We start from the raw sequence: 13,346 nt of genomic DNA, 5'->3' as shown, positions 1-13,346 counted from the left end.
GGTTAGTGAACGATCTTTTCTTCTTTGACGAACATGTTGGCCCAGGCGCGGTCGATCAGGTCGGGGCTCATCTGATAGGGGATGCCTTCGAATTCGCAGATCGAGATCATCTGGTCGATCAGGAAGATCGGTTGATAATTGGCGTAGATATTGTTGATGGTTGGGTATTTGACCTTCAACAAATGTACCAAAGCAGCTTCATCCAGCGGCATGCCGCGTTTGCGGGCGACCATGGCGAAGATTTTCAGGAAGTTTTCCTGGTTCGGGCCGTCGATCTTGATCTTAAAGAAGATCCGGCGCAGAGCCGCTTGGTCGAAAATCTCATTCGGGTGGAAGTTGGTCGAAAAAATCACCAGCGTGTCAAATGGCACCTCAAACTTCTCGCCCGATTGCAGACCTAGGATATCCTTGCTTTCTTCCAGCGGAACAATCCAGCGGTTGATCAGTGCCTGGGGTGGCTCGGCCTGACGGCCAAGGTCGTCCACGATAAAGATGCCGCCGGTCGATTTCAGCTGCAGCGGGGCCTGATAGGTCCGTGCGGTGGGGTTGTAGACCAAGTCCAGCATGCTCAGCGACAGTTCACCACCGGTCACAACGGTCGGGCGCTCGCACTGCACGTAGCGGGTGTCGAACCGTTTGCGGCGGCGAAGGCTGTTGGGGTCGTCAGCCTCTTGTTCGATCGCCGTGTGTACGATCGGGTCATAAACGGTGATCACCTGACCGGCATATTCGATTGCGCGCGGAACATAGACACTGTCCCCCAACGCATCGCGAATCCCGTTCGAAATCGAGGATTTACCATTGCCCGGCGGTCCATACATCAGGATTGAGCGACCCGCGCTGACCGCAGGTCCAAGGTGATCCAACAGGCTGTCGGGCAGAACCAGGTGGCCCATAGCACCGGTTAGCTGATCGCGTGTCACCTGAATATTGCGGATCGACTGGCGCTTGACCTGTTCGCGGTACACGTCCAGCGGAACCGGCATCGCACCAAAGTATTCCGACTGGCTAAGCGCATCCAGCGCCCGCGCCTTACCGGCATCGGTCAACTGGTAACCCATCTCATTGCCGCTATTGGCGTTCAGCGTACCTGTCGCCTCAAGCAATTTTTGTTCGCGTGAGATATCGATCAATTCCTGTGTTACCGCACCGGGCAGGCAAATCGCTTCGGCCACTTCCGAAACGGTGTCTACGTTCTTGCGGAACATCGTTTTCAACAGAATGTCCCGCATCATCACGATCGGAAGCCGCATTTCACCCAGCCCTTTGGGGGCAGGAGGGGCCATGACCGAGGTTGTCTGCATATTCATGAGCGTCGCCCGTCCATCCAGTATTCACGCCAAAAGCCCCCACGGGGCCGCTTGGTAGAAAAACTGGCCTTGCTTTGTGGCAGTACCAAGGCATCGACAAGGCGGGTTAATGATAGTTTACGAGCCGTAAACAGTTCCCAGTATCAGATAAAGGGCGAGGCTACCGCCAAGCGCAAATCCCATGGGAAATTGCTTGCCCCTGTTCCAGCTTTCCCATTCGGGCGCGATGGCCCTTAAGGGGGTCGCCTTGGCCAACCGATGCGTGGCAAATGCCGCCAATGTAGTTGCCATCAAAATCAGAATCACCGCACGAAAATCGGCGGTCCACACAAACGGAGAAGCCGCCGCGATGAACTTGGCGTCCCCCGCGCCCATGACCCCGGCGACATTAAACAGGATGCCCAAAACCAGAAAGACGAGCGCGTGCAGAAGTTGCCAGATATAAGGTGGAAGGGAAATCGCAATTGGCCCCAGCCGCCCCTGCGTCCACTCCATTGACCAAGGAGGCAGTAGAAACAGACCGATCACCACAAAGACGCCAAACAACGCTACCACAGCGTGGTTCTTGATCAGCATCTCGCGCATGTCGGTGAAAGCAACGTAAAAACAGATCGGCAGGACGAACGGCAAAAACCAGGCCGCGGCCTCTGCTGGGATGTGCATCAATTAGGCTTCCTCGAGCGCACGGAGCGAACGAACCGCTTCCTCGTAGTGCTGCGGGTGCGTGGAAATCGCTTCCCGGAACAGGTTCTTCGCAGTGGCAACATCGCCTTGTTTGACTGCGGAAATCCCCATTGTGTTCAGCAACATAGCGCGTTCAACCTGCGTCATCGGGACAACCGGCATCGCATAGTTTCCCTGAGCCGCACGCGCCAGAACCAGATTGTTCTTGGCGGTAAAGAGGGTCCGGTCCTGACGAATTGCTTCAGCGAACAGACGCTCGGCGTCTTCGTAATCGCCGCGCGACAGTTTGGAATAGCCCCAATTGTTCATCACGCTTCCGGGACGGGTCGTCAAACCGACAGCGGTTTCATAAAAATGGTCCGCGCGGTTCCAATCTTTTTGAGAATCCGCGACAACCGCCTCGAGGCGATACCGTTTGAATGTCTCATAGGTTGGCGAAATACCGTCCAGCACCGTCTTGGCCTGATTCCAATCGCCCGACCGGACCAGCGCGTCCGCATACTCCACACGGTCCACGTTGCCGGACCCTTTCATGGTGGTGACCTTTTTCCAGGCGGCCGTCGCCTCGGTGGTGCGTTTCGCGCGAGACAGTGAAATGGCCAGACCGCGCTGCAAATCAATCCGACCGGGGTTCTTTGCGGCTGCGCCCTGGAAATAGGTCACGGCCTCGTTCGGGTCTGCGGCGGTCAGCAGAACATCGTTCAAATTGGTCTCGTCGATGACGTTTACTTCCTGAAACGTCTTTTCGACCTTTTCCTCTTCGGTTTCTTTTTCGCAGGCCGACAGGATCAGCCCACACAAAACCATCGACGGAATCAAGAATTGTTGGCGCATTTTTGCGTCCCTTACTGCTCTGGCTCTGGTTCCGGGAGCTTGCGAAGCGTGAATTGCCCGTCGCCTTGCTGCTCCAGTGTGTATTCTTGTTCTTCTGGAGTAGTATTAACAGGATTTTCCATTTTTGCGAGAGCTAAGCGCAGATTGTCCAGAATTGCGTCACTTTCGCCATTGTCCAACGCGAAGGCGCGCCGAAAGACCTGAGCGGCCTCAGGATATTCGCCTTTTTCGATCAGCAAAACGCCCAGATTGTTCCAGGCAACGGACCATTCAGGGTCCTCCTCGACCGCGCGGCGCAACAGGGTTTCAGCCGGCTTCAACTGCTTCAGACCCAGATTTGCAGTGCCCATACCGGTCAGGATTTCGGAGGTCATACCCTGATCCAGAGCGGCACGGGCAAAGGAATCCAAGGCAAGATCATATTCACCCGATACCAGCAGGCGATTGGCGACCACCAACGGATCCTCGGCCTCGCCATCTGGGTCAAAACTAGGCGGGGTGAGGTTGTCACTCTGTGTCGTTTCCGTGCAAGAGGCCACCATGGTAAAAACCATGATGGCCTGCAGCATGCGGCGCACCCTGTTTGAGACGCCCCTGTTTATGTTTTTCATCGGTTTTTTTAACCACTGCCAGTGTTTGCGAAATCCGAGATAGCTTTTGCCGAAGGACCGACCAAAATGACCAGCAACGGCGGCACCGTCAAAATCATTGTGGCAAGTGTCATTTTGGTTGGCAACTTGTTAGCGGCCTCTTCGGCCCGCATAACACGTTTGTCACGCATTTCGCTGGCATAAACCCGCAGAGCGTCTGCGATCGACGTCCCGAAAGTGGCCGACTGGATCATCACTGTCACGAACGAGTTGACGTCCTGCACCCCGCATCGCGTCCCAAAGTCACGCAGAACAGTGTCTTTGTCCTTACCAGCCTTCAGCTCGTAGGCGACGACCTCGAACTCCTGCGCGATGTCAGGGTAGGAGGCTTTCATTTCGGACGCGACCCGGACGATGGCCTGGTCCAATGATTGGCCGGCCTCAACACAAACCAGCATCAAGTCCAACGTGTCAGGGAAGCCGGCTTCAATGGCACCCTGCCGCTCGGCGACGCGTCTGGTGATCCAATAGCGGGGCAGGAAGTAGAGAGCGGCCGCAGGGATCAAAACGCGAATGATCATCTGTTGCGAGGTGAACTCCTGGTCTCCGGCAAAAACGGTTACCAATGACATACCGATTAGTAGGCCGACGATGCCCAGAGCGAATTGCGCAAAGTGGAAGAAGCGAACGGCGTCCTTGGACTGATACCCCGCCTGACGCAGTTTGAGCTGCATTGCAGAGAGTTCTTCTTCATTTTTCGGCTCCAGAAAGCTCGAAAACTTTTCAAGCTGTTCGTTGCGGCCTGCGGTGCGCAGTTTGTCGCGCTTGTCCTTCTTGCTTTTCTTCGGTGCCGCTTGCGAACGCTGCAACTTTTTCAGCGGATCTTCACGCTGATTCATCATCAACGGAATGGCGACAAGGATCATTAGTACCCCCAGCGCGCCCACGATGATCAACGGGCCGAATTCGCCGAGATGTTCGGTGATCAAGTTATTGATATGGGTCAGGAATTCCATGGGGTCCTCCTCAGACCTTAATGTTTGTGAGAATGCGCATGACGATTAGGTTCACCGTGAGCATGATGCCAACAAAGAAGCATGCCGGGATAAACCAGGGATGGTCCAGAACCTCGTCATAGTATCCAGGGTCTTTCACCAGAATGAAGACCAGGCAAAAGACGGGGAAGCCGGACAGGAACTTACCGGACCATTTCGCCTCGGCCGTGATGGCTTTTACACGACGGAACAGACGGAACCGCGATCGAATGACAAGCGCCAAACCAGCAAGAACCTCGGCCAGGTTACCCCCGGATTGTTGCTGAATGCCGACGGCAACGGACAGAAAGCGCAGATCCTGCATGTCGAGCCGCTCGGCCAGATCCTTCAGGGCCTCGCCCACGTCGCGGCCATAGGCACATTCGTCCGCAATCACGCCAAACTCGGTTGCAAGTGGATCCTGAACCTCGTTCGCCACAATCTGGATGGTGGATACGAACGGGTTACCGACCCGAAGCGAACGCACCATCAGTTCCACAGCATCTGGCAATTGTTCTTCCAGCATGGCCATGCGCTTGCCGGCCTTGTGATTCACCCACGCATACACGCCTCCAACGCCGATAGCGATTGAGAGCGCAATACGCAGGACCACATCTGTCGCGGTTCCGATGCTCAACCCCATGAAGGCAAAGCCCGACACCAGGACCATGATCATGATCAGTTGCCGCGGCGAAAACGCAATCGCCGCCTTCTGCGCCTTGTCGGCCAGAAGCGAATAGAGCGGGATGCTCTGGGATTTCATGTGCTGCTGCATTTCCTTGCGCAGCTGTTCCAGAACCTGTTCGCGCCCGACACCTTTATCGAGCATGTCCAGACGTCGATTGACGCGGCTGTTTAAGCTGATGGATTTGCCAAAGGCGACCAGATAGATCCCTTCGACCAGTGCCAATACGGCGACGAAAATGACGACGTAAATAAGGGCCTCGACCGGCAGTTGCATGATGGGAACTCCTTACATTGTCGTCGGTTCATAGATCGCCGGGGGCAGGTCAAAGCCCCACAGACGGAACCGCTCGGAATAGTGGCTACGTACACCGGTGGCGGTGAAATGACCGATGATTTTGTTCTCGGGCGTCAATCCAACACGTTGAAATCTAAAGATTTCTTGCATCGATATGACGTCACCTTCCATGCCTGTGATCTCAGTGATCGAGGTCATTCGGCGCGAGCCATCCTGCAAGCGGCTGGCTTGCACGATCAGGTTCACAGCGCTTGAGATCTGGCTGCGGACCGCCTTGATCGGCATTTCGATCCCAGCCATTGCAATCATGTTTTCCAGACGCGAAATCCCGTCCCGGGCCGAGTTGGCGTGGATCGTGGTCATCGACCCGTCGTGACCGGTGTTCATGGCCTGCAACATGTCGATCACCTCGGCGCCACGCGTCTCGCCCACGATGATGCGGTCAGGGCGCATACGCAGGGCGTTTTTCAGACAGTCGCGCGGGCTGACTTCGCCTTTGCCTTCCACGTTGGGCGGGCGGCTTTCCATCCGGCCCACATGGGTCTGTTGCAGTTGAAGTTCCGCCGTATCCTCGATGGTCAGGATACGCTCGGCGTCATCGATAAAGCTGGACAGGGCGTTCAGCGTGGTCGTTTTACCCGAACCGGTACCTCCCGAGACGATCACGTTCAGCCGGGTCGACACGGCGGCTTGCAAATAGGCCGCCATTTCTTCGGTGAACGCGCCGAAATTGACCAGGTCGTCAATGCCCAGCTTATCCTTTTTGAACTTACGAATGGACACAAGCGAGCCATCCACCGCAATTGGCGGTACCATGGCGTTGAAACGCGAACCATCGGCCAGACGGGCGTCAACATACGGGTTGGATTCATCCACACGACGACCCACGGCGGACACGATCTTGTCGATGATCCGCATCAGGTGCTTTTCATCTTTGAACGTGATGTCGCTGATTTCCAGCTTACCATGGCGTTCCACGAAAATCTGTTGCGGGCCGTTTACCAGAATATCGTTTACGGTATCGTCCTGAAGCAACGTTTCCAGCGGCCCAAGCCCGGTGACTTCGTCATATAGTTCTTTGTTCAGTTGCGAACGGTCATCGCGGTTGAGCACGATGTTCTTGTCTTCCAGAACCTCGCTGGCGATCGAGCTGATCTCGGCCCGCAGTTCGGCTTCGCCCGCATTCTCAAGGGCCGCCAGGTTCAGGTTCTCAAGCAGTTCACGATGCAACTCGATCTTGATCTCGCCCAACCGCTCCTTACGCTTGCGTTCCTTGTCACTTGCGACCGGCTCGGCGGTTTTTTTCTTGAGCGGACGCCGCGCGACCGCAGTCGCTGAAGCTGCTTTTTCCGGCGCCGGGGCAGGTGTCGCGGCTTGCGCCTTGATTGCTTCGACCGGCTGTCCGGCGGGCTGTTTCTTGTATCTTGAAAACACGTCGGATCCCCCTTTGGGATGATGTTACGCGGCCTCGGCGCTGCTGCTGCCAAGGGTGTGAAGTGACTTTGCCAGTTTTGCGATTTCCTTGCGCAATGGGTTCTTTGCTGCCGAATTGGCCAGCGGTAGACCGTGATCGCCGCTTTGCATCACCGGCTTGCCGCCGTCGGGCAGTTGCAGATCAATCGAAATACCCAGGCTTTCGCCCATACGTTTCACGCGGCTTTTACCGTTTAGATCAGTGAATTTCGGGGCCCGGTTCAGGGCAAACCGTAGCTTGTTGAAGGGCAGTTCCTCGGCCTGCAACGCGCGCTTGAGGCGCAGAGCGTTTTGGGCCGAGCGCATATCCAGCTCGATCAGGGCGAAATATACATGCGCGGCCTGAAGAACGGTTTCCGACCACTGCACCAGCGTGCTCGGCATATCGACGATCACATAGTCAAAGTGCTTGCGCGCGGTATCAATCACGCGCTGGATGTCTTCGGGAGTGATCAGATCCAGCGGAACCATGTCCGAAGGGGCCGTTAGAACCTGCATCTTGTCTTCGTAGCTTTGCAGCGCTTGCGAGAAGACATCGTCATCCATCGAATCCGTGTCTGACAGCATCTCGAACACCGTTTCGCGACGCGGCAGGTCCAGATAGGTCGACACGGTGCCAAACTGCAAATCCAGATCCAACAGGCAGACCTTCGGGGTTTCCTTGTCCGATGCGGTTGCCAATTCCCAGGCAAGGTTGACGGCCATTGTCGTCGATCCGACGCCGCCAGCCAGCCCATGCACAACGAACAAAGCACCTTCTTTCGACTCGCCCTGCGTCAGCTGAACCGCAGCTTGTTGTGCGACAACGACGGGGTCAGGCTGATTCATGCGCGCGATTGCTTCTTGCAGTTCGCCTTCGGGAAGAGGGTAGGGAACAAATTCGTCCGCGCCCTTGCGCAGCAACTGATGCAGCGATGCCGGAGTCACATCTTCGGCAATAAGGACGACTTTGATTTTCTTTTCTTTAGCGCGCGAGATGATCTCGCCCATCTGGGTCAGGTTGTCCTCGTCTTCGCCGTCGATGGCAAGAGCGACGAATTCCAGGTTGTCCGCCTCGGGCTGTCCAAAGAAAGCAAGTGCTTCCGCAAATCCCAGATCGCCCCAGCGCTCACCCAGAGCGGCTTCCATATCTTCGATGAGCAAGTCGAAATTCTGGACATCTCTGCTGATCGTGCAGGCCAGAATGGCGGTGTTGTCATCTTGCGTCGTTGCGCTTGTCATTAACCCAATCCTCATCATGAGGGCAGCCATCCCGGCGAACGCAATCGTTCGATCAGGCTGGCTGTTGCCCTGCTGCGGCCTTTTACGGCCGACTTCACCCAATTGTTGAAAATGTGGCTTGGAACTTAGGCAAGATTTAGGCGCAAAAGAACCAATTGTAGGGAATTGGGCGACGATGTCGCCCAATTCAAGTTTATTGTTTTATTGGCCGCCGTCGGAGGTGTCACCGAGGCTCGTTTCAGAGCGCAACTGGCTTTCATACGTCGCGCTTCCGACATATTCGCGGTAGATCACTTCGGCGTATTTACCGTCCAGAATCAGCGGGTTACCGTCCACAAAGCCGGAAACCTCTGTCACGGTCCGGCGGTTGCGGCGGTCTCTGTTCGGCGTGTCGATCAACGGACGCGTTTTGCCGAAGGATACAACAGCCTCAAGACGGGAGCGTGAAATGCCCTGTTGAGTCAGGAATGCCACTGCTGCGTTTGCCCGGCGTTGACCCAAGGCTTGGTTGTAAGCCTGAGAGCCGACCGCGTCGGTGTGACCGTAAACCCGGAAGCGCGCTTCAGGGAATTGTTTGATCCAAGCCGCTTGCCGCAACAGAATCCGCCGTGCCGATTCATCCAGCTGAGCGCTGTCGAAGGCAAAGTTGATCTGCGTCGGAACCTCGGCCGCGAATCTCTGACCCAGAATTTGAGCGTAGCTCAGGTCGCCGTTCAGGACACGCGTGTTGTGCAGTGTCGCATTTCCGAATGCGCCTTGGTCAATTTCGTATCCGGCCTCTCGCGTACACGCGGTGACAGAGACCGAAAGACCCAGTGCGATTATCCACTTTTGCATTGGTCCTATCCTCCTATCAATCCAGGACGTAGCCGTAAGAGCTACCGAAGTCCTGCTTGGCGACCTCGGAAGCAGCGCCGGCTCCGGCGGGTTCGGTTCGTGCGACACGGCCGTTGATGAACAGATCAAATTCGCTGGGCGGTTTGACCCGATCTGTCGGCAATGCCAGAGCTTCGCCACGTGTGGGCGACACCAGGTGTGCTGTCACAATGATGACCAACTCACTTTGCGCACGCTGGTATTCCGCGCTGCGGAACAGGGCACCCAAAACCGGCACGTCGCCGATCCATGGAACCTGGCTGTTGATGTCGGTAAAGTCATCCTGAATCAGCCCTGCGATTGCGAAGCTCTCACCATCGCGCAGTTCAACAGTTGTGCTGGTTTGGCGAACGATGAAAGTGGGAACGTTGTCACCCTGGATTGTGAAATCCGAGCTTCCGTCAATGGCTGACACAGAAGCCGCCATTTCCAGATTGATAATGCCATCATCCAGAACATAGGGGATAAAGTCCATCTCGACGCCGAATGCGCGATATTCGATCGCGATGACGCCATCGTCCTGCGGCACAGGAATCGGGACCTCACCACCGGCAAGGAAGGTGGCTTCCTGACCGGACAGGGCCGAGAGATTCGGTTCTGCCAGGCTGCGGGCTAGACCTTTGGATTCCAACGCTTCAAGCAGCAGGCGAACCTGAGTAGACCCTGCGCCAAATCCAAAGAGGATTGCGCCGGTATTCGTCTGAATGGCCGGGATGTTGTTGTTCAGCGCGTTCGTCAGAGCCAAGCTGTTGTTCAGAGTGTTAAAACCACCCGTTGCGTCAGTCCCGGCAAAGCCCAGCGATGCGGTCAGGCTTTTGGCAACCGACCGGTTCATCTCAGCAAAGCGAACTTTCAGCATCACCTGTTGAACACCACCGACCGACATCAGGTTGGACACACGTTCGGGCGCGTAGCGCTCGGCCAACTCCAATGCGCGGGCCAGTTTGCCAGAACTGGATACTGTCCCGGACAATACGATCCCGTCATTGGCAGTTCGTACTTCAATCCGCTCATTGGGAAGAATCTGACGCAGACGCTCTTTGAACTCCGATACATCCGGCGAAACCCGGACCCGAACATTCGCAAGCAAGTTACCTGCACCGTCGAACAATGTCAGAGTGGTCAGACCGGGGGCTTTACCCAATACATAGATCGTGCGATCCGAAAGCGACGAAATATCAGCGATGCCAGCGTTGGCAATGCTGAGCTCGGCAAACGGCTGCTCACTCTCAACAACAATGGCGCGGTTCATCGGGACATCCAGCGTTTCCGCTGTTCCCTTCTTTACCACGCGAAGACTTTCAGCCCAGGCGGTCTCACCGATTGAACTGATAACAAGCGTCAACCCCAGCAGGGTTGCGCTGATCCAAGAATATATTTTCATGTGACCTGCCTCTCCGATCACGCCTCGTTTTAGGTTTAGCACCTTATGCCTGTTAACCCTGCGCGAATTACGAATTTATTGCAATAATCAAGGGTTTCTGGAATTTTCCTTATGTGGACAATTCGCAACATCCAAAATGAAACAAGCCGCGCAGAGGCGCGGCCTGTCATCCTAAAGCGCTGATTTGGCGCTAGTTTGTACAGGGTGTCACGATTCCGGTATCAAAGATTTCGGCGCCGCGACGGGTCTTAATCGTGCAGACTTCTTCGACGGCTGCAGGTGCCGCAGGAGCGGTCTCTTTGATTCCCAACAACTTGCGTTGGTCAACCTCGACGGCGCTTGCGACCGTCTCATCTTGTACGCCAACCAGAGCCAATGACAAACGGCCTGTGTTCTGCGCTTGCGCTAGGGCGGCAATCTGTTCAGGTGTAGCCGCAACAGTAACAGTACGCGCGATCGTTGCGCCAGCCAGATCTGATCCGGCGGTTTGGTCGACTGCAATCAACTCGATATTTGTCTGGATCAGACGAGTGATTTCGCCGTTGTTGCCGGCAATCGCACCGCTAAGAGAGCCGGTCCAATACACGTCGACCTTGTCGCTGGGGCGTAGGAAGCCCGAAACCCCCGAGGCCACGTCGACACGGATTGCGAACGCACGCATCCCTTTGGCAAGGCGCGAGGTCAGACCTGCTGCTTCGCCCGGCTCCGTCACTTTGACGGCCATCAAAGCTTCATCTTTTTCCATTGTCCTCAGGACAAAACGGTCGCCCTTTGCCGCTTCTGGAAAAAATGCTGCCATTTCGGAAAAAGTGCCTTCGGGAATCGCATCTTCGGGCCATTTCACGACGCGCACATCTTCCTGGGCGATGCGCTCACCATATTTCAGGGCGCGTGTTGATACCAAAACGTCAACAGTCGGCACGGATTTGACATTCGCCAAAGCCTCTTCCGCCGCTCGTTTCTGTCGCTCCACTTCTGCCTGAGTCTGGGCGATATAGTCCCGCGCCAAGTAAACAGCGCCACCGGCCAAAGCCACCCCTATAATCAGGACTAGTCCAAATACTGCACGCATTCGTGTCCCCTCGTATCATTTTGTTGTCGTTTAATCGCCGATTGGATTTCGGCCATGCTCGACCTTGGGTATCGGTCAATTGTGTCGAAAAGAGGGACAATCCCGATAGTTTTTGCGTTTTTTTGTGCAGAGCTTACTCAAGCCTACACTGAACTTAAGAATCTGGGCTGTCCGAAAAATCCAGGTCTATTTCATGCACAACTACAGACGAGACCGCGGCGCCGTTTCTGGCGTCCAAGTCTTTTACTGGTTCCGCTATGTAAAGGCCGATGAAAGAAGCGAATCCAACAATCGCGGCGGTCAAAACAACCCAGTCGACCGTGACTGCTCCATTTTCGCAATCCAAAAACTGTTTAAGTCTTTTTAGCATGTGGCACCATGGCAAGGACGCTTAAAAAAAATGGGGCCAAGCCTAACTAAGCATGACCCCACCGAATTTGTTTTCAACAGGAGTGGTATTACGGAGTAGTACCAAACGAAGTGTTGATGTCGGACGGAGTGTCAACCGTGCCAAGTGCGGTACCGACGTTGCGCGAAACAGTCGCGGTGCCGTCGCCGATCTGAGTGTAAGCAACTGCGGCCAGGCCAACGATAGCTGCGGTCAGAACGACCCAGTCAACTGTTACGGCGCCGTCTTCGTCTTTGCAGAAGTTCTTGATGAACTTGATCATGTTACGTCCCTCCTAAGGATCAAAATAGTTAAGTAAACCTCGGCGTCTTCCAGAGCTTTCTCTCTCAGTCCGCTCCCGACCGTCTCGGTATGGCATTATGTTTGACGGGCAGGCGTGGCAGGAATTGGGCCAAACCCCAAATTTTTTCGCTTAAGTTTAACTTTTTGATAGCTTTCACGGTAAGTCACTGAGAATAAACAATTAAAATATTCTCTTTTGCTCGAGGATGTGAAATCTGCGATGCAAAATTGCGGCAAATGAGGCGAATCTGCCCCAATTCACGTTGTTTTTATGGCCTTAGCCGTCGATTCCGGGTTCATATCAGCCAAAAGAAATCCGTGAGGCGGGCAAAATGAATCTCCGGAATGTAATGCTGAGCGTCAGCTTGGCGGTTGCGACGATATTGGCTCCTGTTCAAGCGCTTGCGCAGACGCAAGAGCCAAGAGGTGTCTATAAACGTGTCAAAGCGCCAAAGCCGGGGACGCGCCCACGCGTGACCGTGCAGATAACACCTCAGGAACATGCGGCGGCTCCGTCCGCGCCCAGTACCGGGGCAGAGATTGAGGTGCCGGAGGTAATCGCTCGTACCCGCGTCGCACCTCCGGCCTCGCCGGGCGGGTCGGACAAACCGGTTGGGTCCTACAAAGCCTTCTGGGACAAGATATCTCCTGAATTGGCGCAGGCCCGGGCTGGCCGGTTGGAAGATGCGATGAATGCGCTGATCGCAATCAACGTGGCCTCCCCTCGACTGCAGACCCTTCAGACCATTGCACAGCAGCAAGGGATTGAGATCCTGCGGCAGACCGTGGGCACTAATGTGTCCCCAGCATTGGTTTTGGCTGTGATCTCGGTGGAATCGGCTGGCCGGTCTGACGCGGTCAGTTCAGCAGGTGCACAGGGGTTGATGCAGCTTATGCCTGCCACGGCCAGGCGCTTTGGCGTCGAGGACAGTTTTCACCCCGGCCAGAACATCTCGGGTGGTGTGAAATATCTGGACTGGCTGATGAACGAGTTCGACAACGACCCGATTCTGGTGCTGGCAGGCTACAACGCAGGCGAGGGGTCGGTGCGCAAACATGCCGGGGTGCCACCGTTTTCCGAGACTCGGGACTATGTGCCCAAGGTGCTAGCGGCGTTTCAGGTGGCCCGCGCGCTTTGTTCCACGCCACCCCAATTCATTTCCGACGGCTGCGTGTTTCAGACGCTGAATTGAAA

Annotated in this window: 14 protein-coding genes; 1 reads left to right on the top strand and 13 read right to left on the bottom strand. The window is 55.5% G+C overall.

Annotation, left to right across the window (positions count from 1 at the left end):
* Positions 1–2: 2 nt before the first annotated feature.
* From ACR0CA_RS04030 to ACR0CA_RS03970, 13 genes are all read right to left on the bottom strand, one after another.
* A complete protein-coding gene (locus ACR0CA_RS04030) occupies positions 3–1,310 on the bottom strand; it encodes an ATPase (protein ID WP_170769976.1) in 1,308 nt (435 codons plus the stop codon).
* A 117-nt stretch (positions 1,311–1,427) separates the two neighbouring features.
* Entirely contained in the window at positions 1,428–1,973 is a 546-nt protein-coding gene (locus ACR0CA_RS04025; protein WP_170769977.1) for a prepilin peptidase, read from the bottom strand.
* A 3-nt stretch (positions 1,974–1,976) separates the two neighbouring features.
* The gene (locus ACR0CA_RS04020) at positions 1,977–2,828 is read right to left on the bottom strand and encodes a tetratricopeptide repeat protein (protein ID WP_170769978.1); all 852 of its coding nucleotides are present in this window, start codon (positions 2,826–2,828) and stop codon (positions 1,977–1,979) included.
* A gap of 11 nt (positions 2,829–2,839) precedes the next feature.
* Positions 2,840–3,397 (bottom strand): tetratricopeptide repeat protein, encoded by a 558-nt coding sequence (locus ACR0CA_RS04015; protein ID WP_237218035.1) that lies wholly within the window; start codon positions 3,395–3,397, stop codon positions 2,840–2,842.
* Positions 3,398–3,447: 50 nt separating this feature from the next.
* Positions 3,448–4,434 carry a type II secretion system F family protein gene (locus ACR0CA_RS04010; RefSeq protein ID WP_170769979.1) on the bottom strand — a complete coding sequence of 329 codons (987 nt, stop codon included), beginning with the start codon at positions 4,432–4,434 and terminating at the stop codon, positions 3,448–3,450.
* Between the two features lie 10 nt (positions 4,435–4,444).
* Positions 4,445–5,413: a type II secretion system F family protein gene (locus ACR0CA_RS04005; protein ID WP_170769980.1), complete on the bottom strand. Its 969-nt coding sequence runs from the start codon at positions 5,411–5,413 to the stop codon at positions 4,445–4,447.
* Positions 5,414–5,425: 12 nt separating this feature from the next.
* Positions 5,426–6,868 carry a TadA family conjugal transfer-associated ATPase gene (locus ACR0CA_RS04000; protein ID WP_170769981.1) on the bottom strand — a complete coding sequence of 481 codons (1,443 nt, stop codon included), beginning with the start codon at positions 6,866–6,868 and terminating at the stop codon, positions 5,426–5,428.
* A 24-nt stretch (positions 6,869–6,892) separates the two neighbouring features.
* Positions 6,893–8,128 (bottom strand): CpaE/TadZ family protein, encoded by a 1,236-nt coding sequence (locus ACR0CA_RS03995; RefSeq protein ID WP_170769982.1) that lies wholly within the window; start codon positions 8,126–8,128, stop codon positions 6,893–6,895.
* Positions 8,129–8,329: 201 nt separating this feature from the next.
* Positions 8,330–8,965: an OmpA family protein gene (locus ACR0CA_RS03990; RefSeq protein WP_480897503.1), complete on the bottom strand. Its 636-nt coding sequence runs from the start codon at positions 8,963–8,965 to the stop codon at positions 8,330–8,332.
* Between the two features lie 16 nt (positions 8,966–8,981).
* Positions 8,982–10,388 (bottom strand): type II and III secretion system protein family protein, encoded by a 1,407-nt coding sequence (locus tag ACR0CA_RS03985; RefSeq protein ID WP_170769984.1) that lies wholly within the window; start codon positions 10,386–10,388, stop codon positions 8,982–8,984.
* Between the two features lie 190 nt (positions 10,389–10,578).
* Positions 10,579–11,460 (bottom strand): Flp pilus assembly protein CpaB, encoded by an 882-nt coding sequence (gene cpaB / locus ACR0CA_RS03980; RefSeq protein ID WP_170782872.1) that lies wholly within the window; start codon positions 11,458–11,460, stop codon positions 10,579–10,581.
* Positions 11,461–11,614: 154 nt separating this feature from the next.
* Positions 11,615–11,830, bottom strand: a complete 216-nt coding sequence (locus tag ACR0CA_RS03975; protein ID WP_480897502.1) for a hypothetical protein — start codon at positions 11,828–11,830, stop codon at positions 11,615–11,617.
* Between the two features lie 88 nt (positions 11,831–11,918).
* Positions 11,919–12,131: a Flp family type IVb pilin gene (locus ACR0CA_RS03970; RefSeq protein ID WP_170769986.1), complete on the bottom strand. Its 213-nt coding sequence runs from the start codon at positions 12,129–12,131 to the stop codon at positions 11,919–11,921.
* Positions 12,132–12,483: 352 nt separating this feature from the next.
* Between ACR0CA_RS03970 and ACR0CA_RS03965 the strand changes: the two genes are divergently transcribed.
* Positions 12,484–13,344, top strand: a complete 861-nt coding sequence (locus tag ACR0CA_RS03965; protein ID WP_480548880.1) for a lytic transglycosylase domain-containing protein — start codon at positions 12,484–12,486, stop codon at positions 13,342–13,344.
* Positions 13,345–13,346 lie beyond the last annotated feature (2 nt).

It is taken from the genome of Ruegeria sp. F12 (assembly GCF_056533885.1).
The sequence above is the reverse complement of the archived record's forward strand: the minus strand, read 5'-3'. Positions and strand labels throughout refer to the sequence as shown.